The following is a 26,285-nucleotide window of genomic DNA, read 5'->3' as shown; positions in this document are numbered from 1 at the left end:
TAAGGTGTAACTATTCATCATAGGAAAAGATTAGTTATTGATTGTTTGGTGCCAACTCTGAATATCCCTAATAATTTCCTTGGTATGTAATTGCCCTTTATTATCTTGGAAAAAATGGTCTAACCCTTGATATTGCTTAAAGCTCACATTGGTATTATGGTTTTTTTGTATCATTTTTTCCGTAGCATAAGCATCAACGTTGGTGTCGGCCATAGTTTGGATAACTAAGTGCGGCGTTTTTATCGATTGAATTAATTTTAAATTATCAATGGTTAACATTTCATACCACCACATGGCTCCATGACCACTCACGAACTGGTCTTTTCTTAATTGCTTTTGTTTGACGGCTTTTGCAAACTGTTTAAAACCCTCAATGGAATTATCGACTTCGTCGGCAGGGGTATTATTCTTAATACTGTATAAAACGTCATCGATAAAAAATTGCCCTCCAACGTTAATAGCGACGGAGGCAGTTATAAAATCTACTTTAGACGCAATTAAATTAGTGACTGTTGCCCCCTCGCTCCCCCCTAATAAAATAATATTCCGGTAATCATTCTTTAGCTGCTGTAACACCGCAATATAATTATCCGCCCTTTCTAAAGGGGAATCTTGGGACATATATTCAACGGGGCAATTTTCTTCCGAAACTGGGTTTCCATCAATACCAACTTGCCGAGTCAAGCCTGTTTTTTCAACTAATAAAATATCATTCTTAGGGAATGCGATAGCAAAATTTTTTACCATATTAGGGTTGTTTGTCACGCTTATGCAATCAGACCCTTGCAATAATACTAACAAATCATTTGAGTTTAGTGCTTGTTGCTTAATAACGTAATAATCAACTTTTTTCCCCTCATGGAGTAAAGTTTGCTTTTGCCAGTTATCTCCCTGTGCAAATGCATTTAAGCTGTAAATAGAAAACAAGAAAGCAACAATTTTTAGCTTCATAATATGCCCAAATAAATTTTAGTCAGGTGATTATATTAAACCATCCTGTAAATTAGGTGCTAAAAATGCCTTAATAAAGATATGAATTTAGAAAAATGATAAATAACAATAAAAGTCTAGCCACTGATTAAGCAAGCTATCTTCTATCCAGAATTCCCAAAATAGTTTTTCCCGCCTAATTATTGTTCATACTGACCTAACTAGTCTTATTGACTCATAATACCTGAGAATATTATTCAGTGATGACACTAACCACAAAAAAATTTATTTTTGCGTTAAATTCGCACTAGAACCTTATGATATTGTTTCATTAGTCCCTATGATTAAACCTACTGATGTACACTTAAAGGCAAGTACTTTGATGGCAAAAGAGCCATTATTGTCTTTGATTGCTCTATTCTCCACGAGCAAATTCTCGCTATTTTAAATAATGGTTAATTTTATTTATCTTATTGTAAAGTAATTAAAAATGCACTCTACCCAACAATTAAACGTTAATATTCACGCTGCGCCAGCCAAAAAAGAACAAGTTTCTACACGAATTATCTTTTTTATTGCAGGTTTTGTAACCGCTGCGTGGGCCGCTATAGTGCCTTATATTAAGATTAACACGGCAGCAAATGATGCCACCCTTGGTATGTTACTGCTCTGCTTTGGGGGTGGTGCTCTCGTTGCCATGCCAATGACTGGCGCTCTGGCTGCAAAATATGGTTGTCGGCGATTAATGGTTTTTTCAACAATTGCGTTTTGTTTACTCTTCCCTATTTTATCTTTCATATCGCAAATTAATTTGTTAATAATCGGCTTATTACTGTTTGGTATTTTTATCGGTTTAACAGATTGTGCCATGAATGTACAAGCCGTGATCGTCGAAAAATCATCCGATAAACCCATCATGTCAGGATTTCATGGGTTTTATAGTATTGGTGGTATTGCGGGGGCCGGTACGATGAGCCTAATATTACTCCTCGGCGCTTCAGCAGTGCTTGCATCAGTTATTATCTCTGTAATTGCATTCATTTTACTCATGGTTTGCTATAACGGTCTGCTCCCTTATGCCAATGCGCCGTCAGGGCCACTGATTGCGGTCCCTAAAGGGATTGTGCTCATCATCGGGATTGTTTGCTTTGCCGTTTTTCTTTCTGAAGGTGCAGTATTAGACTGGGGAGCCGTGTTTCTTATTGAGCATCACGGTTTAAAAGAAACCCTAGGGGGACTTGGTTTTGCAGCCTTCGCAACCATGATGACTATTGGCCGGTTATTCGGCGACAAGATTGTTATGCGAGTAGGTTCTGCACGTGTGGTTTTTTTAGGGGCTTTGATTGCTTGCTCTGGTTTTGTTATTGCCGTTTTATCACCGTCTTTAACATTGGCGATCATCGGCTTTGCTTTAGTCGGTGCTGGTTCATCCAATATTGTTCCTGTCATGTTTTCCGCTGCTGGGAAACAAAAAACTATGCCTGAATCACTAGCTGTCCCGGCAATTTCAACCTTAGGTTATTTAGGTATTCTTGCAGGCCCTGCCGCAATCGGTTTTGTTGCCTTTCATCTATCATTAGCCACCTCATTACTGATGATCTCTGCATTACTTATTATTATCGCTTTCGTGACACGTTTTATTCGCGTGTAATCGATTTAACATCATAAGGTGATTGACCAAAGTCAGTCACCTTATGATGCATTCTTAATCCAGTTCTACTGTCCCGCTAATACAGTTAACAACATCACCGGCAACCCAGATCCCTTCATCATCAGCGGTTACATAAATTAACCCATTGCGCCCAATGCACTGACCTTGACCAGCAGTATATTGTTGCGGTAATTTCCCCTGAGGGATTAACCACTGTGCAGCCACCGCATTAAAACTTCCCGTCACAGGGTCTTCTTCGGCTATGGAACAACAAAATGCCCTAACCTCTAATTGTTTATCATGACCTTCAGGGCAAATGGCACATAATCCAATGTCATATCCCTTTAATTGGGAATAGTCAGGTTCAATGTGCAATAGTTTTTCAACAGATTTAAGTTCAATACCAAGCCAACCAGGACCATTATCGAGCCACTTGCAGCCAACGACATCATCATCTGTAAGCCCAAGTGCTTTAAAAATTTTATTTTTTTCTTGTTGTTCTATTTCACCACCACGAATTAGTGGTGGCGCCATAAATGCCAGCTTACCATTTATTCGTTTTATTGTTACTAAGCCCACTCCGCACTCTTGGACTATGGTGTCTAGCGGTCGACCATAAGTTTGCTGCCATACAAAACAACTGCCTAAAGTTGGGTGCCCAGCAAAAGGGAGTTCACCTTCCGTGGTATAAATCCTCACACGGTAATCCGCTTTAGGTGTTGTTGGTTTTAATAAAAAGACGGTTTCACTTAAGTTAGTCCATTTTGCAAATTTATTCATTTGCTCTTCTGTTAAATCGTCAGCCCCTACAACAACAGCCAAAGCATTGCCATCCATTTTTTTAGATGAAAAAACCGTTACTTGCTCAAAAATATACTTCATTTACTTTCCCTATTTTACTTCTATGCTGCATCAATGTTCGAATAATAATGCGCCATTAATGAATTAATCGGATATAATTAAAATAATAGCTTATTAATTGTTGCCTTAACTTTATAGTAGTTTTCATTATATGGCGACTTTCTGGGTAATTTATGCATTCTGAACATAAAAAAACTATTGTTATCGTTGGTGCAGGCATTGTCGGAGTGACACTCGCATGGTATTTATCAAAAGAGAGTGATAGCAAAATTATTTTGCTAGATAAAGGCCATGTTGCTCAAGGGGTAACACAGCACTCTTTCGCATGGTTGAATGTTTCATATGGGCGACCAGATGGTTATAGCCAGCTTCGTCAGCAAGCTTTAGCGAGTTGGCATCAGTTGGAAAAATTAACCCATGGTGAGATAAAAATTAATTGGTCTGGTGCTATCAGTTGGCACAAGACTGATAAAGAAACCCAAGAATTCATCAATAGCCACCAATCTCAAGGTTTTAACATCCAAGCGTTAAACCGTATTGAGTTGCAAGCGATGGAACCTAACTTAAAAATCTCACCTGCTATTACTGCTTTTTGCCCTGATGAAGGTAGCATTGACCCTGTCAATACCACACAAACCTTGTTAAAACTTGCTATTAAACAAGGTGTAACATACTTACCTGAGCACGAAGTATTATCCTTAAATGTTAGTGATAAACGTATTTTAGGAGTCAAGACTAGCGAGGGTAATTTCATCGCAGATCAAACCGTCGTCACTGCGGGGGTTGGAGCAACTGGTATCATTAATTCATTAGGAATAACGCTGCCAGTTTCAGCATCTCCTTCAATTATTGTCCATTTTACGAAACAAGATACCGTCAAAATGGTTCAACATATCATTTCAACACCCGCAATGGAGCTTCGCCCAGAGACTTCTGGTAAAATTGTTTGCGCTGAAGATTATATTGATGAGCAGCCTATACATAGTGCAGTCAATATCGCACAAAATGCCCTTACAACAATCAAGAATTCATTTATAGGTAGTAATACACTAACTCTTGATAAAACTTTCATAGGAATGAGACCTATGCCTAAAGATCAGATGCCAATTGTTGGAAATGTTGCTGATTTTGAAGGTTTATATATTATCAGTATGCACGCAGCAATTACATTAGCGCCTTTGATATGCCAGTTAGCTCAAAGTGAAATATTACATGGTGTAAAACACGCTGCTTTAGGCCCATATCGATTAACTCGTTTTGCATCAGGTAACTGACAAATGAATATTCCGCTTTATTACTTAAGACACTACCAATCGATCGAAAAAACGTTTTGGACTTCAATTTGTGAACATAGTATTCAAATAGCACAGCATACCATTTGCTACTTGACGCCCTTAAACTCCCCTGCGTTTAATTTCATTTATCTGCAACCTGACTCCACCAGCCATGCATTTATGCAGGCACATAACTTATTTATATCACAAAGAAAAAACCACACATTAGTTATCCCTGAAGAAATGTTGCCACAAATTGTGCAACAGGCTGAATCATTAAACTACAAACGTGACAGCGTCACAACCGCTATGGCGTTGACCCTTGCAAAACAGAACGAGGTCACTCTGCCCAATAACCAAGTTGATATCGTACTGGCTAATCATGACTTATCGCTCTGGGCCGCTCCTCTCGTGGCTGCATTTTATTTATCTGAAGAACACGATGAAGTCATTAAAGAGTATGTTCGTTACCATGAAGATGCATTACAGCAAGGTGCGCCACAATTTCACCTCGTATTGCTCGTCAATGGTGAGCCAGCGACTTCAATGACAGTGACCATAGAAGGTACCCTTGCTCGTTTCGATGATATCGGTACTGAGCCGAAGCACCAAGGCCATGGGTATGCTTCACAACTTATTGATTACGCCTTAGCATTTTGCCGCCAGCAAGGTGTCGAACATTGCTTCCTTGATGCCTCAGAAGCAGGGTTTGACCTGTATAAAAAATTCGGTTTTGAGCCCTTGTTCCGCTATATTAACTATGTCTGGTGTAAATAGTTCACGTCATTGGCGTTATTTGCACGACCTCCCTGAGCTGGAACCATTGCTTGTACAGTGGTTCCTTCAAGAGTGGCCCTCCCATTATGGTCCTCTAGGTAAAGGTGATGTTTGGCAAGATATTGCTTCCTATCGCCATCGTGAAGGGGTCGGTATGGGGATCATCGCCTTTGAACATGATATACCTTGTGGTTTTATTGCATTGAAAAGTGATACTTTTTTTTCTGATAACACCGCATTTCCATAGGTTGGTGCTGCATTTGTTATCCCCAGAAAACGAAATCAGGGTATCGGGAAGTTTTTGTTTGAACAACTTGAATGGGTTATTGATAAACAGCAATACCCTCATATTTTTTGTGCAACCACAGTGGCTGATAACTTACTTATTCGCTGTGGATGGCAATTAAATTTATCATTAAGTCAGCCTTCTCTACGTATTTACCACAAATATATCTGACATTTACATTGCATGAAAATTAATATCATTGGTACCAGTGGCAGCGGTAAAACGACTCTTTGCCAACAACTTGCATCGCTATTAAACGTGCCTTCAATCGAATTGGATAGCCTATATTGGCTGGAAAATTGGCAAGGTTCTTCGGATGAAGCGCTTAACCAGAAACTAAGCGCAGCCTTGAATGAATCCGTATCAGGCTGGGTGCTCGATGGAAACTATACACGGACTCAACCCATTAAATGGAAAGAGGTTGATATGGTGGTTTGGCTGGATTATTCATTACCTCGAACCCTTTATCAGTCTATTATACGCACGTTATCACGTATTCGTTCAGGGCAAGAACTGTGGGAAAATACAGGTAATAAAGAAAGCTGGAAGAACGCCTTTTTCAGCCGTGATTCGATTATTTTATGGCAGCTAAAAACATACTACCCAAATAAAAGAAGAAACCTAAAACATATGGCTAATATCAATTTGCGCCATATTCAGTTTGTTCGGCTGACTTCGCCAAAGGAGACCCGCCTATTTTTTGAACATATAAAGTCGCAAATTTAGGAGAGATTAATAGGTTAACGCTGGTAGTCTGGGATCACCTCAGTAGCCATAAAGACTACCGAGGTAGTATAAATCAACGATTAAATTTCATCACATGCTGTTTTCAGCATCGCCGTTTGTTGGAACTTTTCAATGCCTAACTCAATCAAACGACTAATTAATTGCTGATATGTCATACCGCCTTGTTGCCATAGCTTAGGATACATACTGATATTCGTAAAACCTGGCAACGTATTGATTTCATTAATAACTACATCATTATTTTCTGTTAAGAAAACATCAACACGCGACATACCGCTACAATTTAATGCCCTGTATGCCGATAACGCAATCTCACGAATTTTATCACTAACGGCTTCATCTAGCTGAGCTGGAGCAACCACAGAAGCACCATTTTCATCAATATACTTAGTGTGATACGCATAGAAGCTATCATGTAAAACAATCTCACCGCATGGGCTTGCTAGTGGGTTTTCATTGCCTAACACTGCACATTCAATTTCGCGGCCTTTTACTGCGCTTTCAATTAACACTTTAGTATCGAATAAAAATGCAAAATCGAGGGCTTGGTTAAATTCAGCTAGATTACTGACTTTATTAATACCTACTGAAGAGCCTTGATTAGCGGGTTTAATAAACAGAGGTAGGCTTAACTGAGCCACTATTTCATCATAGTTAACTGTGGTGCGCTCACTGTTTAAAACGGTAACAAAGGGTGCAATTTTTAAACCCGCATCTCTTAGTAACCTTTTCGTTACGTCTTTATCCATACAAGCCGAAGAACCTAATACTCCAGGCCCAACAAAGGGTAAATTAGCCATACGTAAAAGGCCTTGTAAGGACCCATCCTCACCTAAATTACCATGGACAATTGGAAATATAACATCGATTTGAGGGAGCGGCTTTGCGTCTTCTAAAGAAATAAATTGTTCGGAAGTCTTGCCTGGAACAATCGCAATACTACGCTTTGGTGTATTTAATGTAATACGAGATGGGTCATCACCATGCAATAAGAAATCGGCTTCGTTATATTCATGCCATTGCCCTTCTTTATTAATACCTAAAAGGCATACATCAAACCTATTGCGATCTAGCCCATTGATAATATTTTTAGCGGACTGTAAAGAAACTTCATGCTCCGTTGACTTACCACCGAAAATAACACCTACCCGTATTTTGCTCATTATCTGCTCCAACATAAGACATAAAACCCAGCAGAGAAATATAGCACGCACGGAAATAGTTATGTCATAAAATCTTTATATGACAGGGGGGTTCGGTGAATTAATAACCAAAATATCCTTTTTTGATAGTTAACTATATTAATTTATGATTGTTTTAATACTTGTATTCACTTGGTCGATTAACCACTGGGTAAAAATATCTGCTGCACTCTTAGGCTTGATGGGTTTTACCGACAATAAATAATACGCTGAGCCATCTTGCATAAACCCATCTGGAGCACAAAGTTGCTTCGATTTAACTTCATCAGCGACCATCAAAAATGATGCCAATGCGACACCTTGCCCTGCTAATGCGGCTTGAATACATAGATAAAAATGTTCATAAGTGATTACCTTATTCCCTTGAAAAGATACCCCTTTCATTTTCTGCCAAGTTTGCCATGCATTTGGCCGCGACGCTGTTGATAACAATGTCGCGTCGCCAATTCCCCCTGCAAAATCTATTTCGGGCCTAATAACCACCCCCATATGTTCAGAGCACACTTTTACCGCACTAATGTGCATATCCCATGTGAAATCATTTCGTCTAAGCGCTAAATCAACATTGGTTTTAGTAAAATCAATAGGCCCTCCAGCGGCAACCAAGTGCACCGTAATATCTGGATAATGTTGATAGAAATCAGTCAACCGAGGAATTAACCACTTCATCGCAATCGTCGGCTCACAAGATAAACTTACCACATTAGAGGTGTTATTTGCGGTGATTTTTTCGACACTTTCTCGCAATTGCTCAAATATAGAAGTGGTTGTTTGTAGTAATAATGCCCCTTCTGCAGTTAAAAAAACAGCTCGGTTTCTGCGCTCAAATAGCTCGACATTAAGGTGTTCTTCCAATAAACGAATTTGCCGGCTAATTGCGCTGTGAGTGACATTTAACTCTTCGGCAGCTTTAACAAAGCTGCCTGCTTTAGCTGCTGCGTCAAAAAAACGTAATGAAGTTAAAGGTGGTAGTTTCATATAGGTAATAAAAACTGACAGATTTATGTCAGGATAAATCGCTTTTTAGTTTTAATCAATCTATTGATAATAAAAAATAATAAGCCAGCTTAGAAAGATAAAACAAAGACTTTTCAGTAAGTTTTTATTACTCATTTAGGGAATTAATATGAATGAAATTATTGCTGTTGCCACTATTACGATTTTGGCCGTTATTAGTCCAGGCCCCGATTTTGCTATGGTGACGCGCAGTAGCTATACCTATGGGGTTAAGACAGGGTTAATTTGTGCGTTAGGTATTGCTATCGGTGTACAAGTACATGTTTTTTACACTATTTTCGGCATTACAGTGATCATTATGAGCTCACCCACTTTATTTTTAGTGGTGAAACTTCTTGGTGTTTTTTATTTGGTTTATATAGGTTTTAAGTCATTTATAAATAAAACAAAGATAACAACAGGTGCTTCCCAAGGTCAGTCGCTATCACATTTTGTCGCGTTTAAAACGGGCTTTTTAACTAATGCGTTAAACCCCAAAACAATGTTTTTTGTTGTTTCTGTCTATAGCCAAGTCATCCAAGTGAATAACTCTGTTTGGTTAAACCTAGGCTACGGGTTATTTATCTCTTTTGCCCATTTAGTCTGGTTTAGTTTAATCGCCCTATTTTTTGCAACCCCAACTGTACGTAATAAAGTACTTAACTACCAACTTGTGATGGATAAGGTTATTGGTCTTTTACTTATCGTGTTAGGGTTATCTTTGTTGTTTTTCAACGTGAGCTAATTTTGCGTTGGCTTGCCAGTCACTGTTGATAATATTCATTGACCATTTTCGCCAACTCAATCACATCCTCAGGAATATTGAGTTTGGCGAGTTGCTCATATGCAACCCATTTGAATGGCGCAATGGGAGGCTGTGCTGGCGACAATAATTCGCACAAATACACCATATCAATATGCCAATGATCCCCTTGCGTTTTATCAGCAATAAATTCTTTTAAAATCGCGAGAGGTAAAGGCAATACTTGTGTCGGAGGAACCCCCTTTACCTTTGATTTAAAAGGATAACTACAATCAATAACCTTGCATTCCAACCCCGTTTCTTCAAGAACCTCTCGAAAAACAGCCTGCTGTGGTTCTTCATTCGCTTCAATATGGCCACCGGGGGGTAACCAAAACCCTAATTTACGATGTTCATGTAATAAAAACTCACCTTTATCATTACGGATCATCGCAGTAGCTGTATAGTGCTTCACTTCATTATTCATTTTATAACCATTCTTTTATTAGATTAACAACGCGCTACCTTCCAGTCATAAGGCATTAACTGTGCTAATGTCACTTGCATATCATCACTCACACCCACAATCGTTTCTTTATTTTTATCCGACAGTTGGGTAAGAAGCTCACGGCATCGTCCACAAGGAGGTACGATACAACCTGATGAGTCAACAGCAACAATAGCTTTAATTACTGACTTACCTTCCTTTAACATATCAGCGACAGCAGCGTGCTCAGCGCAAAAACCCAATGAGCATGCTGAATCAATGCTCACACCACTATAAATTTCACCATCTTCTGTTTCTAATGCAGCTGCTACATGCCCGCTTTCTATATACCCATTAAAGGTTGCGGGCTTTGCATAATTTTTAGCAATTTCTATTAGATGTTTTAGCATAAATAACCCCAGATTTATCTTTTAATTCAACACTATTAAAAACTAATCGAATAAAAACCATCAAGTTTTTCGTGCGTTATTGTAAGCCTAGTCACAACAATATCACTTGCTGTTGTAGGTTAATGATTATTACAACATAGGACGTTAATATCTGTGCTGTTGTGAAAAAATAACCTATAACAGATTTTCGCACTATTGGAGCGACCCAGACTTAATATTTACCCTACATTTGTTACTTCACCAATTAGATGATGGACACGCTATATTGTTGCGAAACCCTAGGTACATACTGGGAATTGCCACATAAAAACGTATAACCATAACAAAAATAAAGTGATAAGTTATATTTATAGGCAAATATTCAGTCTACTAGACGCCCTTTCACCATTACTTATATTATCTGCTCAATAGGGATGCTATGCACTTTATCGTCGTTACACCTCAGGACACACAACTTATTGAACAAATTAGCAGTGCCTTACATCATGAATGGCGGCATTTACCCCCGTGGGAAAATATTTCTGCCATTCGTATGCGGCTAATAGAACGCTGTAGTCATGACAACCCGCAAATACTATCTTGTTATGCGGATAAAAATGGCAATCTCCTTGCTACTGCAAGTACTATTTTGCATGAATTAACGGGTGTCCACCAAGCTACTTGGTGGCTAGGCGAAGTGCTCACAGTCCCTGAAGCCCGCGGACATAAAATGGGCAGTAAACTTATTGAAGAATTATATAACTACTATCACAACCTGATAGGCCAAAGCCTTTACTTATACACTCCGGATATGCAGCAACTCTATCGTCGAATGGGCTGGAAAGATGTCGAGGAACGGATAGTGAACCATGAGCAGGTTACAGTGATGAAACGTTAGTCACCATAAAAATAGCCGATATACCATCGGCTATTAGTAGGTAGTAGGATAATTTATCCCTATGCGGTTAAAGCCAGTTTCACACCAAACATTAGAAACACGGCACCAATACAGCTATTGGAAAATTTGGATAATTTTTTATTGTGTTTCACCATATTAGTCACTGCAACTGCACCAAAAATTAGTAATGATAAATAAATCATACTGCAAGTTTCTAAAATGAGGCCCAGAATGAAGAATGGCACTCCAGCGCTTGGGTAAGCAGGGTCTATAAATTGAATAAAGAACGACACATAAAAAATGATCATTTTGGGGTTAAGTAAACTTAAAAAGACGGCTTTTTTAAATGTCCCTTTAGTGGCAAGGACAATAGAATCAACATCACCCGCCGTGTCTTTTTTATGTAGAACGCTATAGAGTGTTTTAATCCCTAAATAAAATAAATAAGCTGCCCCTGCATATTTTATGACGCTAAAGAATATAGGGGAGGTTTTCACCAATGAAGCGACACCCAAAAATGATAAAAATATGAGTACAGCATCACCAGTAAAAACACCTAACGCTGCTTTATAACCATTTTTTACGCCATATTTTGCACTGCTCGTTAAAACAAATAAAGAATTAGGGCCGGGTACCAGAGTAATAAATATTACACCAATAAGATAAGTCCATAAGTTTGTAATACCGAGATTTTCAAGCATAGTAAACCTGCTAACTCTATAAAAGTTATAACAAAAAATTCACATTCTTTCTTAATGATTACTATGATACAGATCTTCTGTTTTATATGAAAGATATCACTAATTAATAATTTTAATATGGATTTATTATCTACATATAAACAAAAAACCAGCTTAACCAATGAGTCTCTGGCGTCTAAAACAGAATATAAAACCAGAGAGGTCACCCTATTCAGTGGCGTGCTGAAAATAAATTACCAGCGTGTTTTTATTCTTACATTTCATAATTAATTGGAGTTTTAAACTTTTTATGGCCATCTATTAGCAGTAGTGATTAAGTTTGTATTTCAAGATATAACATAACAGCCTGTATTACATAAAAGTAGCTATGGCACTAACATCTATTTATTAAACACCCTATATAAATTAGTATTCCAAATGCCATCTTTCTGCTTATTAGTTGTTATTAAAATAATGCTATCAATAAGTCGCTTAATAAAAATAGCTCATAAACGACTCACTTTTGGGAATGCTATGGAAAGTACCCATTACTTTCATTTACAAGGCCTTGGTGGGCTTGAAATGATCAATGGCACGTAATCAGGTGGATATAAAAGAGCAATCTTGTTTTATCCCATTGAGTTATAAGTCTTTAATATAAATTATATTGCTATAATTATTTTTACTCATAATAGGTATATATCTACATGTATTCTCAACAACATCACTCATGGCAAAAAGCAATGATGAACGGCGCTGTTCACACTGCCCCTCTCAACCTTGCCGTTATTCCATGGGGAGTCCTCGCTGGCTCTATGGCTGTCGAAACAGGGCTTGATTTTTGGCAAAGTCTTGCCATGTCAGCCATGGTATTTGCTGGTGCTGCTCAATTAGTTACACTTGGGTTACTTAATTCTGGTGCTGGTTATATCACGATTATTATCTCGGTTTTCTTTATTACTTCTCAACACTTACTATATGGGTTGACACTGCGACCCCAAGTTAAAGACTTTACAACGCCTCAGCGCCTTAGTATCGGCTTCTTACTGACTGATGAGTTATTTGCGATTAGTGCAGCAAAACGCCAGAGTTTAAGTTTTCCTTATCTCTTTGGTGCAGGTTTTAGTTTTTATCTGGTTTGGTTAATTACCAGTCTTTGCGGGATTGCGATGGCCAATATTGTGGGCGATTTGAGTCGATTACATCTTGATTTTTCTGTGGTTGCAACTTTGCTCGCAATCGTCGTTCCATTAACAAGAAAAATAAGTACACTTTGCGGAGTTATCTTTTCACTCGTTGTCGCTATCATACTTTCAATGTACTCCTTCAGTAGTGCTATTGTTATCGCAGGCGTTGGTGGGATGTTTGTCTCTGTCGCAGTTTCACGTTTATTGAGGGAGGAAAAATGATCTGGTTGTTAATTATTAGCTTAACCGCTATTGTTTTTACTCTGCGCTATATTTTTCTAATCCCCCAATTACCAATACGGTTACCCCTTGTCGTTCGTCAAGCTTTGAGCTATTCGGCTCCCTGCTTATTGACCGCTATTTGCGCACCTGTAATTTTGCTAGAAAACCATGAGATTCGCAGCTTCCCAGACAACCCTTACCTTTGGGGTGCTCTCTTTTGTGTGGTCGTAGCTTCAGTGCTTAAAAATATGCTATTAACCGTTGGGCTTACCTTAGTCTTTTTCTATTCCCTTATTTATTTTATGGGCTAGATAACGCTACATGGGGTAAAGCATCGCTCAGTGCTTTGCTTTATCCTGTTATTCCCTCATAATAGCCACCTCGTCATCGCAAGTTTCTTTTCAAACAATATCTTGTCAGCGTTGTCACGGTAACCATTAATGCAAACAATATGATTGCGTTAATTAATTTTATAAATAATGGATAAAATACAACCATGCTTAATAATTATGTTTTACGTAGTATTCGCTATATGTTGGACTTGAGCGATGCTCAGATGGTTAATATCGTAAAACTAGCAGACCTCACAATTTCAAAAGAAGACATGGTGAGTTGGTTAAAGAAAGATACAGACCCTGAATACATTGAATGTAATGATAATGTAATGGGGCATTTTTTGAATGGGCTGATTTATTATCGCCGTGGTAAAGATGAAAGTCGTCCTGCACCTGAAATCGATACTCGTTTAAACAATAATATTATTCTCAAAAAATTACGTGTCGCTTTTGAACTAAAAGACACTGATATGATTGAAATTTACCAACTCGCTGACTTTCGTGTTTCAAAACCCGAACTAAATGCCATTTTTCGTAAACCCGGGCATAAAAACTACCGTGAATGTGGAGACCAGCTACTTCGTTACTTTCTAAAAGGCCTCACAACGCGTTTTCGAGGCGATAAATAGCCTTTACCAATGGCTATTTTTTAATCTTTCATTTTACACCTTACTGACAATTGTCTATAATAAACAAGACAAATGTCAGGAGGTATTCAATGAGAAACTATATTCCAGCACTCCCAACCCAACCCACCACGCCACCTTTTAAGCCCCTATGGCGCTTTGCTGGCCTACCCGCAGAACGTGGTATCGAACTCACTCATTTCCTACGACAAGGTCTTTCCGTTACGGTGTTAGACAACATTCAAGAATGGTCTGGCATCAGCAAATCTGAATTACTCCGTATTTCAGGTATTAATGAGCGCAATGTGGCAAGGCGTAGAAATGCAGGTCAGCCACTCAATGCCGATGAAAGTGAAAGAATTGCTCGCTTAGTGCGTGTATTTGATGCCGCTGTACGCTTATTCAATGGTGATAAGTCAATGGCAAGTGATTGGTTGAATCACCCCGTGAAAGGCTTAGGACATACGCGCCCTATAGAGTTGATTGCCACTGAAAGTGGTGCTCTTGAAGTTATCGACCTTATTGGCCGCATTGAACACGGTGTTTTTTCATGATTTTATATCGTTTGATTAAATCTGACTTTGCTCATGATGCGTGGTCCGGTCAAGGTGCTAGGTTATACGGTGGGCGCTGGAACCATAAAGGTACGCCCGCTATCTACACATCAACAAGTATTTCATTAGCTGCTTTAGAAATTCTCGTTCATATAAACCAAGATACCGTGCTTAATCATTTCACTTTATTATCAATTGAGATCAACGATAGGTATGTGATGAAGCTGTCAGTAGAGCATCTCCCTGATGATTGGCAGCGTGACCCAGCACCTACCTCCACAATGGACATAGGCACAACCTGGTTAACGAACCAAGACAGCCTAGCCTTAATTGTCCCTTCTTGTATTATTCCTTATGAATATAATGCCATTATTAACCCTATGCACCCGCAATTTCAAAAAGTGACCCAAACCATTAAGCCCCTCGACTTTGCTTTTGACCCACGATTTAACCGGTAGTAAGCTTGTTATATTTGCTGTAATAAATAATTTAAAAACGCAGCTATCTTTGGTGATAATGCACTGCGACTGGCATAAACAGCACGTAACTCAATAGGTGCAGGTTTTATATCACCAAATTCAATCAACTCAAGTACCCCTTGCTGTATTTGCTCACGACAAGCCTCTAACGATAAAATCGCGTAACCTACGCCGTTTGCCGCAGCGGCATTAGCAAGTAACCCACTGTTAACCCGATATGTGCTGTTTATTACTACTTTTTGCTGGCGGTCATGTGCATCAATAAATATCCACGGCTGCCCTTGTAAAGCGCTTAAACTTGAAATGCAAGGCACACTAGCCAAATCAGCCACTGTAGAAGGTTTTCCCGTTTTTTCAATTAATTTTGGTGATGCGACTACCGCACTTGGCCATGATTTAATTAACCGTGAGTGATAACTACTGTCTTCGAGATGGCCCCGATGAAAAGTCAGCAATAAATCAATATCGTCACTGATAACATCTTGTGGTGTTAATTGAGTATCACAATGGATATTTAGTTGGGGATGCAATAATGCAAATTTTGCGAGTAAATCAGCCAATAATAAACTACCAGACTCACTGGGAATAGTCAGCCTCAATGTCCCTGTGAGCGCTTGAGGGTGACAAATTCTCTGGACGACTTGCTCCAATTCATCTACCAGTTTTTGGCTTTGAGCAAATAATATATTACCGGCCTCGGTTAAACGCATTTGCCGCGTTGTTCGCTCAATTAATTGGCTATTTAGTTGATGTTCCAGTTGTTTAATATAACGGCTTACATTTGATGTAGGCATGGAAAGCTGTTTTGCCGCATTCACAAAATTCCCTTGAGTGGCTACCGCAATAAAAACTTTCAATAAATTCAGGTCAACCGTCATATTTCCTCCATGCTCCACAACATATGGGCCTGAACTAATAACATTAACAATAACCGAAATCCATTATTTTTTGATAACGAGAAGCGAGCAATGTGTCTATATCTAATTGAGTTAATTCAGCTAAATCGACCAATAACTGCTGCTTTAAGTGCTCGGCTGCCAATGTATAGTCACGGTGTGCTCCTCCCATTGGCTCAGGTATAATTGTATCGATAATTCCGAGGTCTTTTAATCTAGGAGCTGTCATCCCCATCACTTCCGCGGCTATTTGGGCTTTTTGTGCATCTTTCCATAAAATAGATGCGCACCCTTCCGGTGATATTGCTGCATAAGTACTGTATTCCAGCATATTTATTCTGTCCCCTACACCTATCCCTAATGCACCACCTGAACAGCCTTCCCCTGTTATCACACAAATGATCGGTGTTTTTAAACGAGACATTTCGATAATATTTCGGGCAATAGCTTCAGCTTGCCCTCGTTCTTCCGCACCAACACCCGGATAGGCCCCTGCTGAATCAATGAAAATAATGACGGGTAACTGAAAGCGTTCCGCCATTTTCATTAAACGCAATGCTTTTCGATACCCCTCTGGTGAGGGCATTCCAAAGTTGCGCATCACTTTTTCTTTCGTTGTACGCCCTTTTTGTTGGCCAATAACCATCACAGGCTTACCGTCTAAACGCGCGAGCCCGCCTACCATTGCTTTATCATCAGCAAATGCGCGATCACCTGCAAGCTCTTGAAACTCAGTAAATATTAATGGGATATAATCTAAGGTATAAGGCCTTAATGGGTGCCTAGCTAACTGAACAACCTCCCATGCACCAAGTGATGAAAATATTGTTTTAGTCAATGAGAGGCTTTTTTTCTTTAATAATTGGATTTCTTCATCGAGTTGAATTTCAGATGGGTGGCCTTTTTGTTTAAAGGCGATCAAAGCTGCTATTTTTTCGTTAAGTTCAATAATCGGTTTTTCAAACGCCAAAAAATGAGTTGTCATAATTTCCCTAAAATCGTTACTACAATTTTAGCAGTGTAATCAGATTAGCCATCCCATTCTATACTTGAAATTAGGATTCATTATTATCAAAAGTGGGATAATATAATCAGGGTCCTTTTTTCTTTAACTGGTTTAATTTTAAACGACTTGCCATAATCTTTTGGAAGTTAGGGCATAAAAAATGATTCTCTTCAGGGCAATTAGCAATATGTAAAATACCATTTTTTAAAACTGACAGACTTTGCAGGGTTTGTTCAATCTCATCCGCTTTTGCCAGTAAACTTTCTCGTTCAATTTTAGGGCCCCCTTTATGGTTTAGCATTTCAGCTATTTCTTCAAGTGAGAACTTTGCCTCCTGCCCTAGCGAAATCAAAGATAAACGGGTTATAACTTCTTTGCCATGATAAACCCGTTTTAGCCCTTTTCTGCCTATCGGTTTAATTAACCCTCTTTCCTCATAATAACGAAGTGTAGAGGGTGCCAAACCTGATAACTGGCTAACTTGGGAAATATCTAGCTCATCATACATAAAATAATAACCCGTTATGCAATAAAAATTCATGATTAAATAACTACATCAACTAGTTATGCAATATCTAATTCCTGGCGTAATAATACCGTAATGCAACCGTTCATAAATATTTCACGGTCGACAACATAGCCTACTTTTTCAGCAACACGCAAAGACGCTATATTTCTCGGCTCAATAAAACAAATTGATTGCTTATGTTTTTTTTGTTTTTTTAACCACATTAGAGCGGCGCTCATCGCCTCGCTTGCATAACCTTGACCTTGAAATTCAGGTGCTATTACCCAACCAGCTTCAGGGACACCTTTAACTTTAGGCTCAACCATGCGGTGAAAATCAGCAAAGCCTAAATCCCCTATATACTGCCTCGTGTTTTTTTTGCGCACAGCCCAATAACCAAACCCCAGTAATGGCCACAGCCCTCCATACGCAAGCATTCTCATCCACGATTCACGCTCTGAAGATGGAACGCCACCAATATGGCGTACCATAGATTCTGTTGCCCATAACTTGGTCAGCGCAGGAAAGTCACTTACCTGATGTTTGGATAAAATCAACCTATCCGTTTCAATTTCTGGTATCAAATTCATAGATGGCATCTCCTTGCTATCTAAATGGCGGTTCATCAAAAGTTCTTAATTTCCTAGAATGTAATTTATCCCCTTCTTGCCTTAATAAATCAATAGCACGAATACCTATTTGTAAGTGTTCGGATATCGCTCCTTCATAAAAACTATTGGCTTGTCCCGGTAATTTAATTTCACCATGCAGAGGTTTATCTGAAACGCAAAGCAGTGTGCCATAAGGTACTCGGAAACGATAACCTTGCGCTGCGATTGTTGCACTTTCCATATCCACCGCGACCGCACGGCTTAAACTAAACCGACGTGCGGTTGCAAAAAAACGCAGTTCCCAGTTTCTATCATCTGTGGTAACTACCGTTCCAGTACGTAGCCGCTGTTTGACCAACTCACCAGGCATATTACTTACCTGTTTTGTTGCATCATAAAGAGCACGCTGAACCTCTGCGATACTTGGAATAGGAATATCTGGCGGTAATACATCATCTAAAATATGGTCATCACGTAAATAAGCATGAGCTAACACATAATCACCAATTTTTTGGCTTTCTCGTAAACCACCACAATGACCAATCATTAGCCAGGTATGTGGCCTTAATACAGCAAGGTGATCACAAATGTTTTTTGCATTTGAAGGGCCAACGCCAATATTCACTAATGTGATACCAGAGCCATCTTTTGCAATCAGATGGTATGCAGGCATTTGGAACTTTTTCCATGTTAAATCGGAAGTTGCAATTTGTGGGTCTGCATTTTCATCCGTTAAATAATTATGACCAACACAAGACAAAGCAATATAGCGGCTTTCAGGGTCTCGAATTTGTTCGCATGCCCAGCTCACAAATTCATCCACATAACGGTTATAGTTCGTAAATAAAATATAAGGTTGGACGTGCTCAGGCGGTGTACCCGTGTAATGTTTTAAGCGCGCTAACGAGAAATCTACCCGCAACGCATCAAAATGCGATAATGGCATTTCATCAGTTATTGGGTTTAAACCATCCGTAATATCGTCACTAATATGTGATAAGTCTGTAATCGGAAAATGTGCAGCAAGACGACTGCTCATACTACGGTCTAGGACTAAATCTGAACCATCAATCACAAATGGATAGGGAATTTCTGTTTTGGATGGGCGAACCGTAAAAGATACATCATAGTCTTGTTGTAAAATAGAAAGCTGCTCAACTAAATAAGCCCGAAATAGTTCTGGTTGAGTTATCGTGACAGTATAATTACCGCGTTTAACAAAGCGTGCATAAGCACGTGTTTTTTCACAGTGATCAACTTCCCCTAACCATGTTACGCATAGCTCTGGGTAGGCAAATAAACCATTTTCCCGTTCAGCATTTTCAGGTATGCGGCCATCTTTAACATAAATAGCGATTGCATCTCGTAATGAATCAATTGCATTTGTATATAACAATGAAAGTTTATCCAATACCTCTTCAATTGATAAATTTTCATATTTCTGACATTTATCCAAAGACACACACAACTCCTTATCAGACGAAGTAATCTCCCGATAACATAGTGTATGGAGGCTAAGGTTGCAAAATATATCGCTGTTATTGTATGGCTAATGACAGAACTAGTGGCAAGGTAAAAACCGCCATCACAGTTTGTAATGTAATAATACCTGCCATTAATTGGCTATCACCATTCAATTGCCTAGTCAGAATATAAGCTGTTGGCGCAGTTGGAATAGCAAAAAAAATAACTAATAAAAGAGTTTCAAATTCAGGTAAGGAAAATAAATATGCGATTGATACCGCCAATACTGGCATCGCTAATAAACGTATCAATGTTGAGATAATCAAAGGCTGGAATTCTCTTCTTAAGGTTGCCGTTTGCAAAGCGCCCCCAATGCATATCAACCCTAATGGTAAACTGGACGCCGCCAATAATTTTAATAATTGGCCAGACCCAAATGGCAAACCAATAGGGGATAAATTCAATAGAATACCGACCAAACAAGAGATAATTAATGGGTTTTTAATGATCGGGAATAGAATTTGCTTTATCGATATTTTCTCACCTGATGTTAGGGAAAGTACCGCAATCACATTACAACTAGGGACAAGAATTGCCATTATTACCGCAGCAATTGCAACCCCTTCTTGACCAAATAAATCAGCTATTATTGCCAAGCCTAAGTAGGTGTTAAAACGCGTGATCCCTTGAATATAAGCACCGAAGCGCGGAACCGTAATTTTGAATAAATATTTACATAGCAAAACTAAAAATGAACTTGCCCCTAAGATACAGAATATTGCACTGGCAAGGAAAGTTAATTTAGGGTTATCTAGCGGTGCACTGGCCAAACTATTAATCAACAATGCAGGGAATAGGATAAAATAGTTAAGTTTTTCAGCACTCGGCCAGAAATCATTAGAAAATAAACTTGTACGACGTAAGATAAACCCAATTGCTATTAACGCAAATAAGGGCCATAACACCAATAAAATCTTTTCCATGATAAGTTAATTTATTCAATGAGCTAGCTAAACATGGCAGAAGCTTATCGTTAATGCAATGTTATGGTTAGGTAAAAAAAGCGGTATTGTGAATATCCGTTTTTGTAAGAAGGTTTTTTCATTAAAACTAGAAATACCTCACATTTCCTATTCTTAAATAGTTTTATTTTCTCCGCTAATCTCACTGACAACACAAAACGGTATCCCTCCGCATTATTCAACCTCATATCACAGTACTAATTTATAAATATTGTTTGCTTACAACCTAAAGTTTATGTATTTTTATGCACTATAAATGCATAAATAAAGAGGCTATAATGATGTTTAAAAAATTAGTTTTTGCGGGATGCCTGACACTCGCGGCTTTTGCAGGGAATGTTTACGCTAAAGAAAGTTATACGGTCGGTGCTGGTGGTACATACCGCCCTTTTGAATTTGAAAATAGCCAAAAACAACTGGAAGGTTTTGATATCGATATTATTAAAGCTATAGCGGAAGTTGAAGGTTTTGATGTGAAGTTAATCAATACCCCTTGGGAAGGTATTTTTGCAACTTTATCCTCAGGTGATCGGGACATTTTAATTTCCGGTATCACTATCACAGATAAACGTAAAAATATGGTCGATTTTTCCAACCCTTATTTCCCAGCAGAACAAGCTATCGTTATCAGCGAGTCCTCCAATGTGACTGACCTGAACAGCTTAAAAGATCTCAATGTTGGCGTGGTCAATTCCAGTACGGGGGATATTGTAGTCTCTGAAGTTATTGGCAAAAATAGTACCTCAATCAAACGGTTTGATAATACCCCTCTTCTACTACAAGAACTATTTGAAGATGGTATTGATGCAGCAGTCGGCGATGTGGGTGTGATTAAGTTTTATATCAAAACACACCCAGAGAAAAAATTTAAGCTGATCTACGATAACCATTTTGAAAAACAATATTTCGGTATTGCGGTGGCTAAAGGCAATAGTGAATTACAACAAAAAATCAATAATGGTTTAAACAAAATTGTTGAGAACGGAACTTATAACAAAATTTACCAAAAATGGTTTGATGAGAACGTTCCGCAACTGCCAAAACAATAATAGTTAGTAGAATTTAAAGCCATCGTTGGGTGGCTTTTTCGCGATATAAATCAGGGTGATAATTAAGATGTCTGCGTTTCGTTGGGAAATAATCGAAGAATATGCCCCTTTGTTTGCCGAAGGCGCTATGATGACTATCAAAGCAACCATCATATGCGTTATTTTAGGCTCACTTTGGGGATTAACATTAGGTTTAGGAAGAACAGCTAAAGCTGAACAAGGGATCTGGAAACCTGTTTTACACTATTTCGTTCAATGGCCTGTCCGTTTCTATGTAAGTGCATTTCGTGGCACACCTCTGTTTGTACAAATAATGGTCGTCCATTTTGCCTTAGTACCGCTTTTTATTAACCCACGTGATGGCTTATTAGTCACATCAGGGATTATGTCCATCGATACTGCGCGTATGTTACGCTCTGATTACGGTGCATTTTTATCATGTGTAATCGCAATTACGCTAAACTCAGGAGCTTACGTCTCTGAAATATTCAGAGCCGGTATTCAATCCATTGATAAAGGGCAAATGGAAGCCTCTCGAGCGCTTGGTATGAGCTGGGCTAAAACAATGCGAAAAGTTATCTTGCCTCAAGCTTTCCGCAGGATCCTTCCGCCATTAGGGAATAATGCCATTGCAATCGTTAAGGATTCATCCCTTGCATCAGCTATCGGTTTAGCCGACCTTGCTTATGCAGCAAGAACCGTTTCCGGTGCTTACGCAACCTATTGGGAACCGTATTTAACCATATCAGTAATTTATTGGATGCTGACATTTATACTTGCTCAGCTTGTGCAATATATGGAAAAAAGGTTGGGCAGAAGTGATTTACGTTAATGATTTACAAAAAAAATTTGGTAATACCCATGTATTACGAGGCATTTCATGTGAAGTTCAACCACAAGAAGTTATTTGTATCATTGGGCCTTCAGGCTCAGGGAAAAGTACCTTTTTACGTTGCTTAAATGCATTAGAACGTCCTGATGGCGGCGAAATAAAAGTTAATGGGTTTAACGTCCATGACCCTAAAACTGATTTAAATAAAATGCGTGAAAATATAGGTATGGTTTTTCAGCGTTTTAATTTATTCCCTCATATGACCGTACTTGAAAACCTGATGATGGCGCCGACATTGGTCAAAGGACTAAAAAAGGATCAGGCACTTAAGCAAGCTGAGCAATTACTCGCCAAGGTTGGGTTATTAGACAAAATTGATGCATGGCCTGCGAGTTTATCCGGTGGGCAACAACAACGAGTAGCGATAGCTCGCGCCTTAGCCATGCAACCGTCAATTTTATTATTTGATGAACCCACCTCAGCGCTTGACCCTGAGCTAGTGGGAGAAGTTCTAGCAGTCATGAAAACTTTAGCCAATGAAGGAATGACGATGGTTATCGTTACTCATGAAATGGGGTTTGCACGGGAAGTTGCTGACCGCGTTATCTTTATCGATCAAGGCATCATCCAAGAACAAGGTAGCCCTGAACAAATTTTCAACTCCCCAACAAACCCACGTACTGCAGAATTTTTAAGTAAGGTACTCTAGGCATCACGCCTGCTTATAATTGACTAAGCAGGCTATTCCGATAGTCAGGGTTATCTGTGATAGATAAGCTAAGCATATTATTCTTAGCTAAAGCTGACTAACTTATGGATATAAAAACTCTTTGTAATCAATTTCGCTCAGGCAAAAAATATAAATATGTTTTTTTCTGGGGCCACCAAACAAAACAAAATCACATAACCAAAAGCTGTTTTAGCCAGTGGTACCCTTCCCCATTTATTGTTAATGGTCATCGATTTGCAAGTGCTGAACATTTTATGATGGCGGAAAAAGCACGTTTATTTGGTGATACAGAAACCCTAAATAAAATTATTCATGCACCAAATCCAGGTGCGGCTAAAGCTTTTGGTCGCGAAGTCCGTGGGTTTAAACAAGATGTCTGGGATAAAAACCGTTTTGAGATCGTGGTTGCCGCTAATATGGCAAAATTTTCACAAAATGAAGAACTAAAGCAATTTTTACTTTCTACAAATGAGCGAATACTCGTAGAAGCCAGCCCCGTTGATAAAGTTTGGGGAATTGGGTTAGCTGAAGATAGTGAAAATATCGAAAATCCTCTAACGTGGAAAGGGTTAAATTTACTGGGTTTCGCATTGATGGAAGTACGTTCCCAATTAGCTGATTAACTCAGTTTATTTTTGCATGCTCTCTGATTGAGATGAAAAACCCGTTGTTGCCAAACAACGGGTCAGCAAATAATTAACTGAAATGTAGGATATTTGGCGGCTATTTATTACAAGGCCATTCTGTATTCAATCACGCCGGGCTTTTCTGCCACCCAGTTATACAATTTTTGACCGGGTAAGTTAGTTTCTTGCGTATGCCAATAAAGACGACCACATTGTTTTTCTTTAGCTTGCTGATGTACAAACTCGATTAACTGTTTCCCAACATGACGACCTCGCATTTCAGGTGTCACATATAAATCCTCTAAATAACAAAAATCATTTTCAGCCCAAGTTGACCGGTGATATAAATAATTCACAAAACCAACAACTTTTCCTTCTTCCAGTGCTACAGCACAATACATCGGCTCATTAGCATCAAAGAAGCGCTCCCACGCTTTTAACGTCACCTCTTCTTTTAAATCCACTTTGTAGAATTTTTGATATTCTAGCCAATAAACTAACCACTCAGGGTAATGTTCTGGCGCGACAAAATCGACTGTGACTGGTAATGCTGTTTTATTCATAATAACCCTTCCATCTATTAATTTATAACTTAGTGGGGTTATAGTACATACCAATCTGGTGCTGTATAAGATACACTTTTGTTATTTAAATAGGGTCCACTTTATGCGCCGTAAGCAGCAAGCTCCATTTCCCCTTCTTTTACTTAAAGAGGGTTACATTAAAGAAAATGTTTACCACACAATCCGTGATGCAATTCTGGATGGGCGTATTAATACAGGTATTAAACTTCCCTCAACTAGAGCACTTGCGGAAATGATGTCAATTTCTAGAAATTCTGTGATTGCAGGATTCGATAGGTTAATTGATGAAGGCTATTTGTATACCAAGAAAGGGTCTGGCACTTATGTTTCAGCGAAGATCCCAGACGAATTAGTTAGAACAACAAGTAAGCCTCAAATTATTAATTGCCCTGAATACAATGCACTTAATCTGAACCCTATTATCAGCACACTAGAAAGCTTATGGGATAAATCACGCCCGAATACAAACACACACCAAATGTTTAATATTGGTATTGGCTGTGTAGACCAATTTCCACATGAACTTTGGGGGCGTTTACTGGGCCGTGTATGGCGTAAATCTAAGTCTGCAATCCCTCATTTTAACCATCCCGATGGTTATATGCCGTTAAAAAACTGGTGGCTGACTATGTTCGCTCAACGCGTGGAGTCCACTGTAATGAAAATCAAATTATTATTGTCAACGGTACCCAGCAAGCCATTAATTTAGTTTCCAAAGTTCTATTAAAACAAGGTGATACTGTTTGGTTAGATGACCCTGGTTATGATAGTGCAAGGGCAATACTCACCGCAACAGGGGCTAAAATCGCCGCTATTCCTTCAGATCAGGAGGGAATGGATATCACTTACGCTGCAAAACAATATAGCCATGCAAAATTAATTTACACCACGCCCTCACACCAATTTCCACTAGGAACAACGTTAAGTTTACCTCGGCGCTTGGCATTGCTAGATTGGGCACAACAAAATAATGCATGGATTTTCGAAGATGACTATAACAGTGAGTTTCGTTTTTCATCTAAACCAATTCAAGCATTACAAGGACTGGATAATCACCAACGTGTAATTTATGCAGGCACATTCTCTAAAATGATGTATCCCGGATTCCGTTTAGGCTTTTTAGTTGTCCCAGAAATACTGAGCGAACCTTTTACAATGATGAAATATTACAGTGATAGTCATTGTGGCTACCTAGAGCAAGCGGCCTTAGCTCAGTTTATTCAAGAGGGGCATTATGCACGTCATGTTAGGAAAATACGCAAAATATGTCATGACAGGCAAAACGCATTCCTCAGCGCAATCAACTTATACTTGCCCCATTTATTTGACGTACAAATGACAGACTCTGGTATTCACACTGTTTGCTGGGTCAAAGCAGGTTACGATATTCGGATAATCCTTGAACAATGCCAGCAATTAGGCTTTGGTGCACAACCGTTATCTCGTTATTGTATTGAAAGCCGCAACCACAATGCGATTCTCTTTGGATATGCCGCTCATAATGAGAATGACATCATAAGTAGTGTAAAACGGCTCAGTGAAAAACTAACGAACCTATACCCAACCTAAACAATGGTTATTTTAAGCTTTTATCTGATAGCTTGATTTCTACGAACCATTATAAATGTACCTTA

General features: G+C 38.9%; 31 protein-coding genes and 1 pseudogene. 18 read left to right on the top strand and 14 right to left on the bottom strand.

Annotated features, from left to right (window positions below):
- Positions 1 to 30: 30 nt before the first annotated feature.
- The gene (locus RB151_RS11065; protein ID WP_071548081.1) at positions 31 to 951 is read right to left on the bottom strand and encodes an alpha/beta hydrolase family protein; all 921 of its coding nucleotides are present in this window, start codon (positions 949 to 951) and stop codon (positions 31 to 33) included.
- A gap of 469 nt (positions 952 to 1,420) precedes the next feature.
- Here RB151_RS11065 and RB151_RS11060 point away from each other — a divergent pair, with 469 nt between their 5' ends.
- Positions 1,421 to 2,581, top strand: a complete 1,161-nt coding sequence (locus RB151_RS11060) for an MFS transporter (RefSeq protein WP_071548080.1) — start codon at positions 1,421 to 1,423, stop codon at positions 2,579 to 2,581.
- Positions 2,582 to 2,635: 54 nt separating this feature from the next.
- Here RB151_RS11060 and RB151_RS11055 read toward each other — a convergent pair whose 3' ends face one another.
- Positions 2,636 to 3,463, bottom strand: coding sequence for a PhzF family phenazine biosynthesis protein (locus tag RB151_RS11055; protein WP_042843793.1), 828 nt, complete (start codon positions 3,461 to 3,463; stop codon positions 2,636 to 2,638).
- A gap of 152 nt (positions 3,464 to 3,615) precedes the next feature.
- Here RB151_RS11055 and RB151_RS11050 point away from each other — a divergent pair, with 152 nt between their 5' ends.
- From RB151_RS11050 to RB151_RS11035, 5 genes are read left to right on the top strand one after another with little or no spacing between them, the layout of a single operon-like run.
- Positions 3,616 to 4,716 carry an NAD(P)/FAD-dependent oxidoreductase gene (locus RB151_RS11050; RefSeq protein WP_042843794.1) on the top strand — a complete coding sequence of 367 codons (1,101 nt, stop codon included), beginning with the start codon at positions 3,616 to 3,618 and terminating at the stop codon, positions 4,714 to 4,716.
- 3 nt (positions 4,717 to 4,719) lie between these two features.
- On the top strand, positions 4,720 to 5,493 hold the full coding sequence (locus RB151_RS24335) for a GNAT family N-acetyltransferase (RefSeq protein WP_042843795.1): 774 nt from the start codon (positions 4,720 to 4,722) through the stop codon (positions 5,491 to 5,493).
- Positions 5,477 to 5,740, top strand: coding sequence for a hypothetical protein (locus tag RB151_RS11040; RefSeq protein WP_071548079.1), 264 nt, complete (start codon positions 5,477 to 5,479; stop codon positions 5,738 to 5,740). The genes RB151_RS24335 and RB151_RS11040 overlap by 17 nt, the downstream gene beginning before the upstream one ends.
- 54 nt (positions 5,741 to 5,794) lie before the next feature.
- Positions 5,795 to 5,950, top strand: coding sequence for a hypothetical protein (locus RB151_RS24330; RefSeq protein ID WP_158516023.1), 156 nt, complete (start codon positions 5,795 to 5,797; stop codon positions 5,948 to 5,950).
- A gap of 12 nt (positions 5,951 to 5,962) precedes the next feature.
- Positions 5,963 to 6,505: an AAA family ATPase gene (locus RB151_RS11035; protein ID WP_042843796.1), complete on the top strand. Its 543-nt coding sequence runs from the start codon at positions 5,963 to 5,965 to the stop codon at positions 6,503 to 6,505.
- Positions 6,506 to 6,585: 80 nt separating this feature from the next.
- Here the strand turns inward: RB151_RS11035 and ddlA are convergent, their stop codons facing one another.
- Both ddlA and RB151_RS11025 read right to left on the bottom strand, forming a co-directional pair.
- Positions 6,586 to 7,689, bottom strand: a complete 1,104-nt coding sequence (gene ddlA / locus RB151_RS11030) for a D-alanine--D-alanine ligase (protein ID WP_042843797.1) — start codon at positions 7,687 to 7,689, stop codon at positions 6,586 to 6,588.
- Positions 7,690 to 7,827: 138 nt separating this feature from the next.
- A complete protein-coding gene (locus tag RB151_RS11025) occupies positions 7,828 to 8,706 on the bottom strand; it encodes a LysR substrate-binding domain-containing protein (protein ID WP_071548078.1) in 879 nt (292 codons plus the stop codon).
- 148 nt (positions 8,707 to 8,854) lie between these two features.
- Here RB151_RS11025 and RB151_RS11020 point away from each other — a divergent pair, with 148 nt between their 5' ends.
- Complete coding sequence (locus RB151_RS11020) at positions 8,855 to 9,469, top strand: LysE family translocator (protein ID WP_071548077.1); 615 nt, start codon at positions 8,855 to 8,857, stop codon at positions 9,467 to 9,469.
- Positions 9,470 to 9,488: 19 nt separating this feature from the next.
- Here RB151_RS11020 and RB151_RS11015 read toward each other — a convergent pair whose 3' ends face one another.
- Positions 9,489 to 9,953 (bottom strand): NUDIX hydrolase, encoded by a 465-nt coding sequence (locus RB151_RS11015; protein ID WP_042843800.1) that lies wholly within the window; start codon positions 9,951 to 9,953, stop codon positions 9,489 to 9,491.
- A 23-nt stretch (positions 9,954 to 9,976) separates the two neighbouring features.
- Complete coding sequence (locus tag RB151_RS11010) at positions 9,977 to 10,363, bottom strand: cytidine deaminase family protein (RefSeq protein ID WP_042843801.1); 387 nt, start codon at positions 10,361 to 10,363, stop codon at positions 9,977 to 9,979.
- A gap of 418 nt (positions 10,364 to 10,781) precedes the next feature.
- Between RB151_RS11010 and RB151_RS11005 the strand changes: the two genes are divergently transcribed.
- Positions 10,782 to 11,240: a GNAT family N-acetyltransferase gene (locus RB151_RS11005; protein WP_042843802.1), complete on the top strand. Its 459-nt coding sequence runs from the start codon at positions 10,782 to 10,784 to the stop codon at positions 11,238 to 11,240.
- Between the two features lie 59 nt (positions 11,241 to 11,299).
- Here the strand turns inward: RB151_RS11005 and leuE are convergent, their stop codons facing one another.
- Positions 11,300 to 11,941 carry a leucine efflux protein LeuE gene (leuE, locus tag RB151_RS11000; protein WP_048607183.1) on the bottom strand — a complete coding sequence of 214 codons (642 nt, stop codon included), beginning with the start codon at positions 11,939 to 11,941 and terminating at the stop codon, positions 11,300 to 11,302.
- Between the two features lie 686 nt (positions 11,942 to 12,627).
- On the opposite strand from leuE, the gene RB151_RS10995 reads away from it, so the two are divergent.
- The 5 genes from RB151_RS10995 to RB151_RS10975 all read left to right on the top strand — a co-directional run bounded on the left by RB151_RS10995 (position 12,628) and on the right by RB151_RS10975 (position 15,302).
- Complete coding sequence (locus tag RB151_RS10995) at positions 12,628 to 13,329, top strand: AzlC family ABC transporter permease (protein ID WP_042843804.1); 702 nt, start codon at positions 12,628 to 12,630, stop codon at positions 13,327 to 13,329.
- Positions 13,326 to 13,640: an AzlD domain-containing protein gene (locus tag RB151_RS10990; RefSeq protein ID WP_042843806.1), complete on the top strand. Its 315-nt coding sequence runs from the start codon at positions 13,326 to 13,328 to the stop codon at positions 13,638 to 13,640. The genes RB151_RS10995 and RB151_RS10990 overlap by 4 nt, the downstream gene beginning before the upstream one ends.
- Before the next feature lie 185 nt (positions 13,641 to 13,825).
- Complete coding sequence (locus RB151_RS10985) at positions 13,826 to 14,293, top strand: DUF1456 family protein (RefSeq protein WP_042843807.1); 468 nt, start codon at positions 13,826 to 13,828, stop codon at positions 14,291 to 14,293.
- An 89-nt stretch (positions 14,294 to 14,382) separates the two neighbouring features.
- Complete coding sequence (parS, locus tag RB151_RS10980) at positions 14,383 to 14,844, top strand: type II RES/Xre toxin-antitoxin system antitoxin (protein WP_042843808.1); 462 nt, start codon at positions 14,383 to 14,385, stop codon at positions 14,842 to 14,844.
- The gene (locus RB151_RS10975) at positions 14,841 to 15,302 is read left to right on the top strand and encodes an RES family NAD+ phosphorylase (protein WP_042843809.1); all 462 of its coding nucleotides are present in this window, start codon (positions 14,841 to 14,843) and stop codon (positions 15,300 to 15,302) included. Before parS ends, RB151_RS10975 begins: the two co-directional genes overlap by 4 nt.
- An 8-nt stretch (positions 15,303 to 15,310) precedes the next feature.
- On the opposite strand, the gene RB151_RS10970 is transcribed toward RB151_RS10975, so the two are convergent.
- From RB151_RS10970 to RB151_RS10945, 6 genes are all read right to left on the bottom strand, one after another.
- Positions 15,311 to 16,201, bottom strand: coding sequence for a LysR family transcriptional regulator (locus RB151_RS10970; protein WP_042843811.1), 891 nt, complete (start codon positions 16,199 to 16,201; stop codon positions 15,311 to 15,313).
- 43 nt (positions 16,202 to 16,244) lie between these two features.
- Positions 16,245 to 17,204, bottom strand: a complete 960-nt coding sequence (accA, locus tag RB151_RS10965) for an acetyl-CoA carboxylase carboxyl transferase subunit alpha (RefSeq protein WP_048607175.1) — start codon at positions 17,202 to 17,204, stop codon at positions 16,245 to 16,247.
- A gap of 106 nt (positions 17,205 to 17,310) precedes the next feature.
- A complete protein-coding gene (locus RB151_RS10960; RefSeq protein ID WP_042843814.1) occupies positions 17,311 to 17,733 on the bottom strand; it encodes a helix-turn-helix domain-containing protein in 423 nt (140 codons plus the stop codon).
- 56 nt (positions 17,734 to 17,789) lie between these two features.
- Positions 17,790 to 18,323: a GNAT family N-acetyltransferase gene (locus RB151_RS10955; RefSeq protein WP_225832931.1), complete on the bottom strand. Its 534-nt coding sequence runs from the start codon at positions 18,321 to 18,323 to the stop codon at positions 17,790 to 17,792.
- A gap of 16 nt (positions 18,324 to 18,339) precedes the next feature.
- Positions 18,340 to 19,767, bottom strand: a complete 1,428-nt coding sequence (locus RB151_RS10950) for an AMP nucleosidase (protein ID WP_370661193.1) — start codon at positions 19,765 to 19,767, stop codon at positions 18,340 to 18,342.
- A gap of 115 nt (positions 19,768 to 19,882) precedes the next feature.
- Entirely contained in the window at positions 19,883 to 20,791 is a 909-nt protein-coding gene (locus tag RB151_RS10945; RefSeq protein ID WP_048607173.1) for an AEC family transporter, read from the bottom strand.
- Between the two features lie 320 nt (positions 20,792 to 21,111).
- Here RB151_RS10945 and RB151_RS10940 point away from each other — a divergent pair, with 320 nt between their 5' ends.
- The 4 genes from RB151_RS10940 to RB151_RS10925 all read left to right on the top strand — a co-directional run bounded on the left by RB151_RS10940 (position 21,112) and on the right by RB151_RS10925 (position 24,064).
- On the top strand, positions 21,112 to 21,879 hold the full coding sequence (locus RB151_RS10940) for a basic amino acid ABC transporter substrate-binding protein (RefSeq protein ID WP_048607209.1): 768 nt from the start codon (positions 21,112 to 21,114) through the stop codon (positions 21,877 to 21,879).
- A 67-nt stretch (positions 21,880 to 21,946) separates the two neighbouring features.
- The gene (locus RB151_RS10935) at positions 21,947 to 22,711 is read left to right on the top strand and encodes an amino acid ABC transporter permease (RefSeq protein ID WP_042843817.1); all 765 of its coding nucleotides are present in this window, start codon (positions 21,947 to 21,949) and stop codon (positions 22,709 to 22,711) included.
- Positions 22,698 to 23,420 carry an amino acid ABC transporter ATP-binding protein gene (locus tag RB151_RS10930; RefSeq protein WP_042843818.1) on the top strand — a complete coding sequence of 241 codons (723 nt, stop codon included), beginning with the start codon at positions 22,698 to 22,700 and terminating at the stop codon, positions 23,418 to 23,420. The genes RB151_RS10935 and RB151_RS10930 overlap by 14 nt, the downstream gene beginning before the upstream one ends.
- Positions 23,421 to 23,524: 104 nt before the next feature.
- Complete coding sequence (locus tag RB151_RS10925; protein WP_071548075.1) at positions 23,525 to 24,064, top strand: NADAR family protein; 540 nt, start codon at positions 23,525 to 23,527, stop codon at positions 24,062 to 24,064.
- Between the two features lie 107 nt (positions 24,065 to 24,171).
- Here RB151_RS10925 and RB151_RS10920 read toward each other — a convergent pair whose 3' ends face one another.
- Entirely contained in the window at positions 24,172 to 24,630 is a 459-nt protein-coding gene (locus RB151_RS10920; protein ID WP_042843820.1) for a GNAT family N-acetyltransferase, read from the bottom strand.
- 103 nt (positions 24,631 to 24,733) lie between these two features.
- On the opposite strand from RB151_RS10920, the pseudogene RB151_RS10915 reads away from it, so the two are divergent.
- Positions 24,734 to 26,220, top strand: a pseudogene (locus RB151_RS10915) (PLP-dependent aminotransferase family protein).
- Positions 26,221 to 26,285: the final 65 nt, after the last annotated feature.

Origin of the sequence: Providencia rettgeri, assembly GCF_001874625.1 — a bacterium.
Taxonomy (GTDB): domain Bacteria; phylum Pseudomonadota; class Gammaproteobacteria; order Enterobacterales; family Enterobacteriaceae; genus Providencia; species Providencia huashanensis.
The sequence above is the reverse complement of the archived record's forward strand: the minus strand, read 5'-3'. Positions and strand labels throughout refer to the sequence as shown.

Bases quoted from the DNA above. Each gene is read 5' to 3' on its own strand.
- RB151_RS10935 (WP_042843817.1), top strand. From the start codon at position 21,947: ATGTCTGCGTTTCGTTGGGAAATAATCGAAGAATATGCCCCTTTGTTT.
- RB151_RS11040 (WP_071548079.1), top strand. From the start codon at position 5,477: ATGTCTGGTGTAAATAGTTCACGTCATTGGCGTTATTTGCACGACCTC.
- RB151_RS11005 (WP_042843802.1), top strand. From the start codon at position 10,782: ATGCACTTTATCGTCGTTACACCTCAGGACACACAACTTATTGAACAA.
- RB151_RS11035 (WP_042843796.1), top strand. From the start codon at position 5,963: ATGAAAATTAATATCATTGGTACCAGTGGCAGCGGTAAAACGACTCTT.
- RB151_RS10920 (WP_042843820.1), bottom strand. From the start codon at position 24,630: ATGAATAAAACAGCATTACCAGTCACAGTCGATTTTGTCGCGCCAGAA.
- RB151_RS11010 (WP_042843801.1), bottom strand. From the start codon at position 10,363: ATGCTAAAACATCTAATAGAAATTGCTAAAAATTATGCAAAGCCCGCA.
- RB151_RS10970 (WP_042843811.1), bottom strand. From the start codon at position 16,201: ATGACGGTTGACCTGAATTTATTGAAAGTTTTTATTGCGGTAGCCACT.
- RB151_RS10985 (WP_042843807.1), top strand. From the start codon at position 13,826: ATGCTTAATAATTATGTTTTACGTAGTATTCGCTATATGTTGGACTTG.
- RB151_RS11020 (WP_071548077.1), top strand. From the start codon at position 8,855: ATGAATGAAATTATTGCTGTTGCCACTATTACGATTTTGGCCGTTATT.
- RB151_RS10990 (WP_042843806.1), top strand. From the start codon at position 13,326: ATGATCTGGTTGTTAATTATTAGCTTAACCGCTATTGTTTTTACTCTG.
- RB151_RS11025 (WP_071548078.1), bottom strand. From the start codon at position 8,706: ATGAAACTACCACCTTTAACTTCATTACGTTTTTTTGACGCAGCAGCT.
- RB151_RS10945 (WP_048607173.1), bottom strand. From the start codon at position 20,791: ATGGAAAAGATTTTATTGGTGTTATGGCCCTTATTTGCGTTAATAGCA.
- RB151_RS24335 (WP_042843795.1), top strand. From the start codon at position 4,720: ATGAATATTCCGCTTTATTACTTAAGACACTACCAATCGATCGAAAAA.
- RB151_RS11050 (WP_042843794.1), top strand. From the start codon at position 3,616: ATGCATTCTGAACATAAAAAAACTATTGTTATCGTTGGTGCAGGCATT.
- RB151_RS10960 (WP_042843814.1), bottom strand. From the start codon at position 17,733: ATGTATGATGAGCTAGATATTTCCCAAGTTAGCCAGTTATCAGGTTTG.
- RB151_RS11015 (WP_042843800.1), bottom strand. From the start codon at position 9,953: ATGAATAATGAAGTGAAGCACTATACAGCTACTGCGATGATCCGTAAT.
- RB151_RS10940 (WP_048607209.1), top strand. From the start codon at position 21,112: ATGTTTAAAAAATTAGTTTTTGCGGGATGCCTGACACTCGCGGCTTTT.
- RB151_RS10995 (WP_042843804.1), top strand. From the start codon at position 12,628: ATGTATTCTCAACAACATCACTCATGGCAAAAAGCAATGATGAACGGC.
- RB151_RS10975 (WP_042843809.1), top strand. From the start codon at position 14,841: ATGATTTTATATCGTTTGATTAAATCTGACTTTGCTCATGATGCGTGG.
- ddlA (WP_042843797.1), bottom strand. From the start codon at position 7,689: ATGAGCAAAATACGGGTAGGTGTTATTTTCGGTGGTAAGTCAACGGAG.
- leuE (WP_048607183.1), bottom strand. From the start codon at position 11,941: ATGCTTGAAAATCTCGGTATTACAAACTTATGGACTTATCTTATTGGT.
- RB151_RS10925 (WP_071548075.1), top strand. From the start codon at position 23,525: ATGGATATAAAAACTCTTTGTAATCAATTTCGCTCAGGCAAAAAATAT.
- accA (WP_048607175.1), bottom strand. From the start codon at position 17,204: ATGACAACTCATTTTTTGGCGTTTGAAAAACCGATTATTGAACTTAAC.
- RB151_RS11055 (WP_042843793.1), bottom strand. From the start codon at position 3,463: ATGAAGTATATTTTTGAGCAAGTAACGGTTTTTTCATCTAAAAAAATG.
- RB151_RS10955 (WP_225832931.1), bottom strand. From the start codon at position 18,323: ATGAATTTGATACCAGAAATTGAAACGGATAGGTTGATTTTATCCAAA.
- parS (WP_042843808.1), top strand. From the start codon at position 14,383: ATGAGAAACTATATTCCAGCACTCCCAACCCAACCCACCACGCCACCT.
- RB151_RS11060 (WP_071548080.1), top strand. From the start codon at position 1,421: ATGCACTCTACCCAACAATTAAACGTTAATATTCACGCTGCGCCAGCC.
- RB151_RS11065 (WP_071548081.1), bottom strand. From the start codon at position 951: ATGAAGCTAAAAATTGTTGCTTTCTTGTTTTCTATTTACAGCTTAAAT.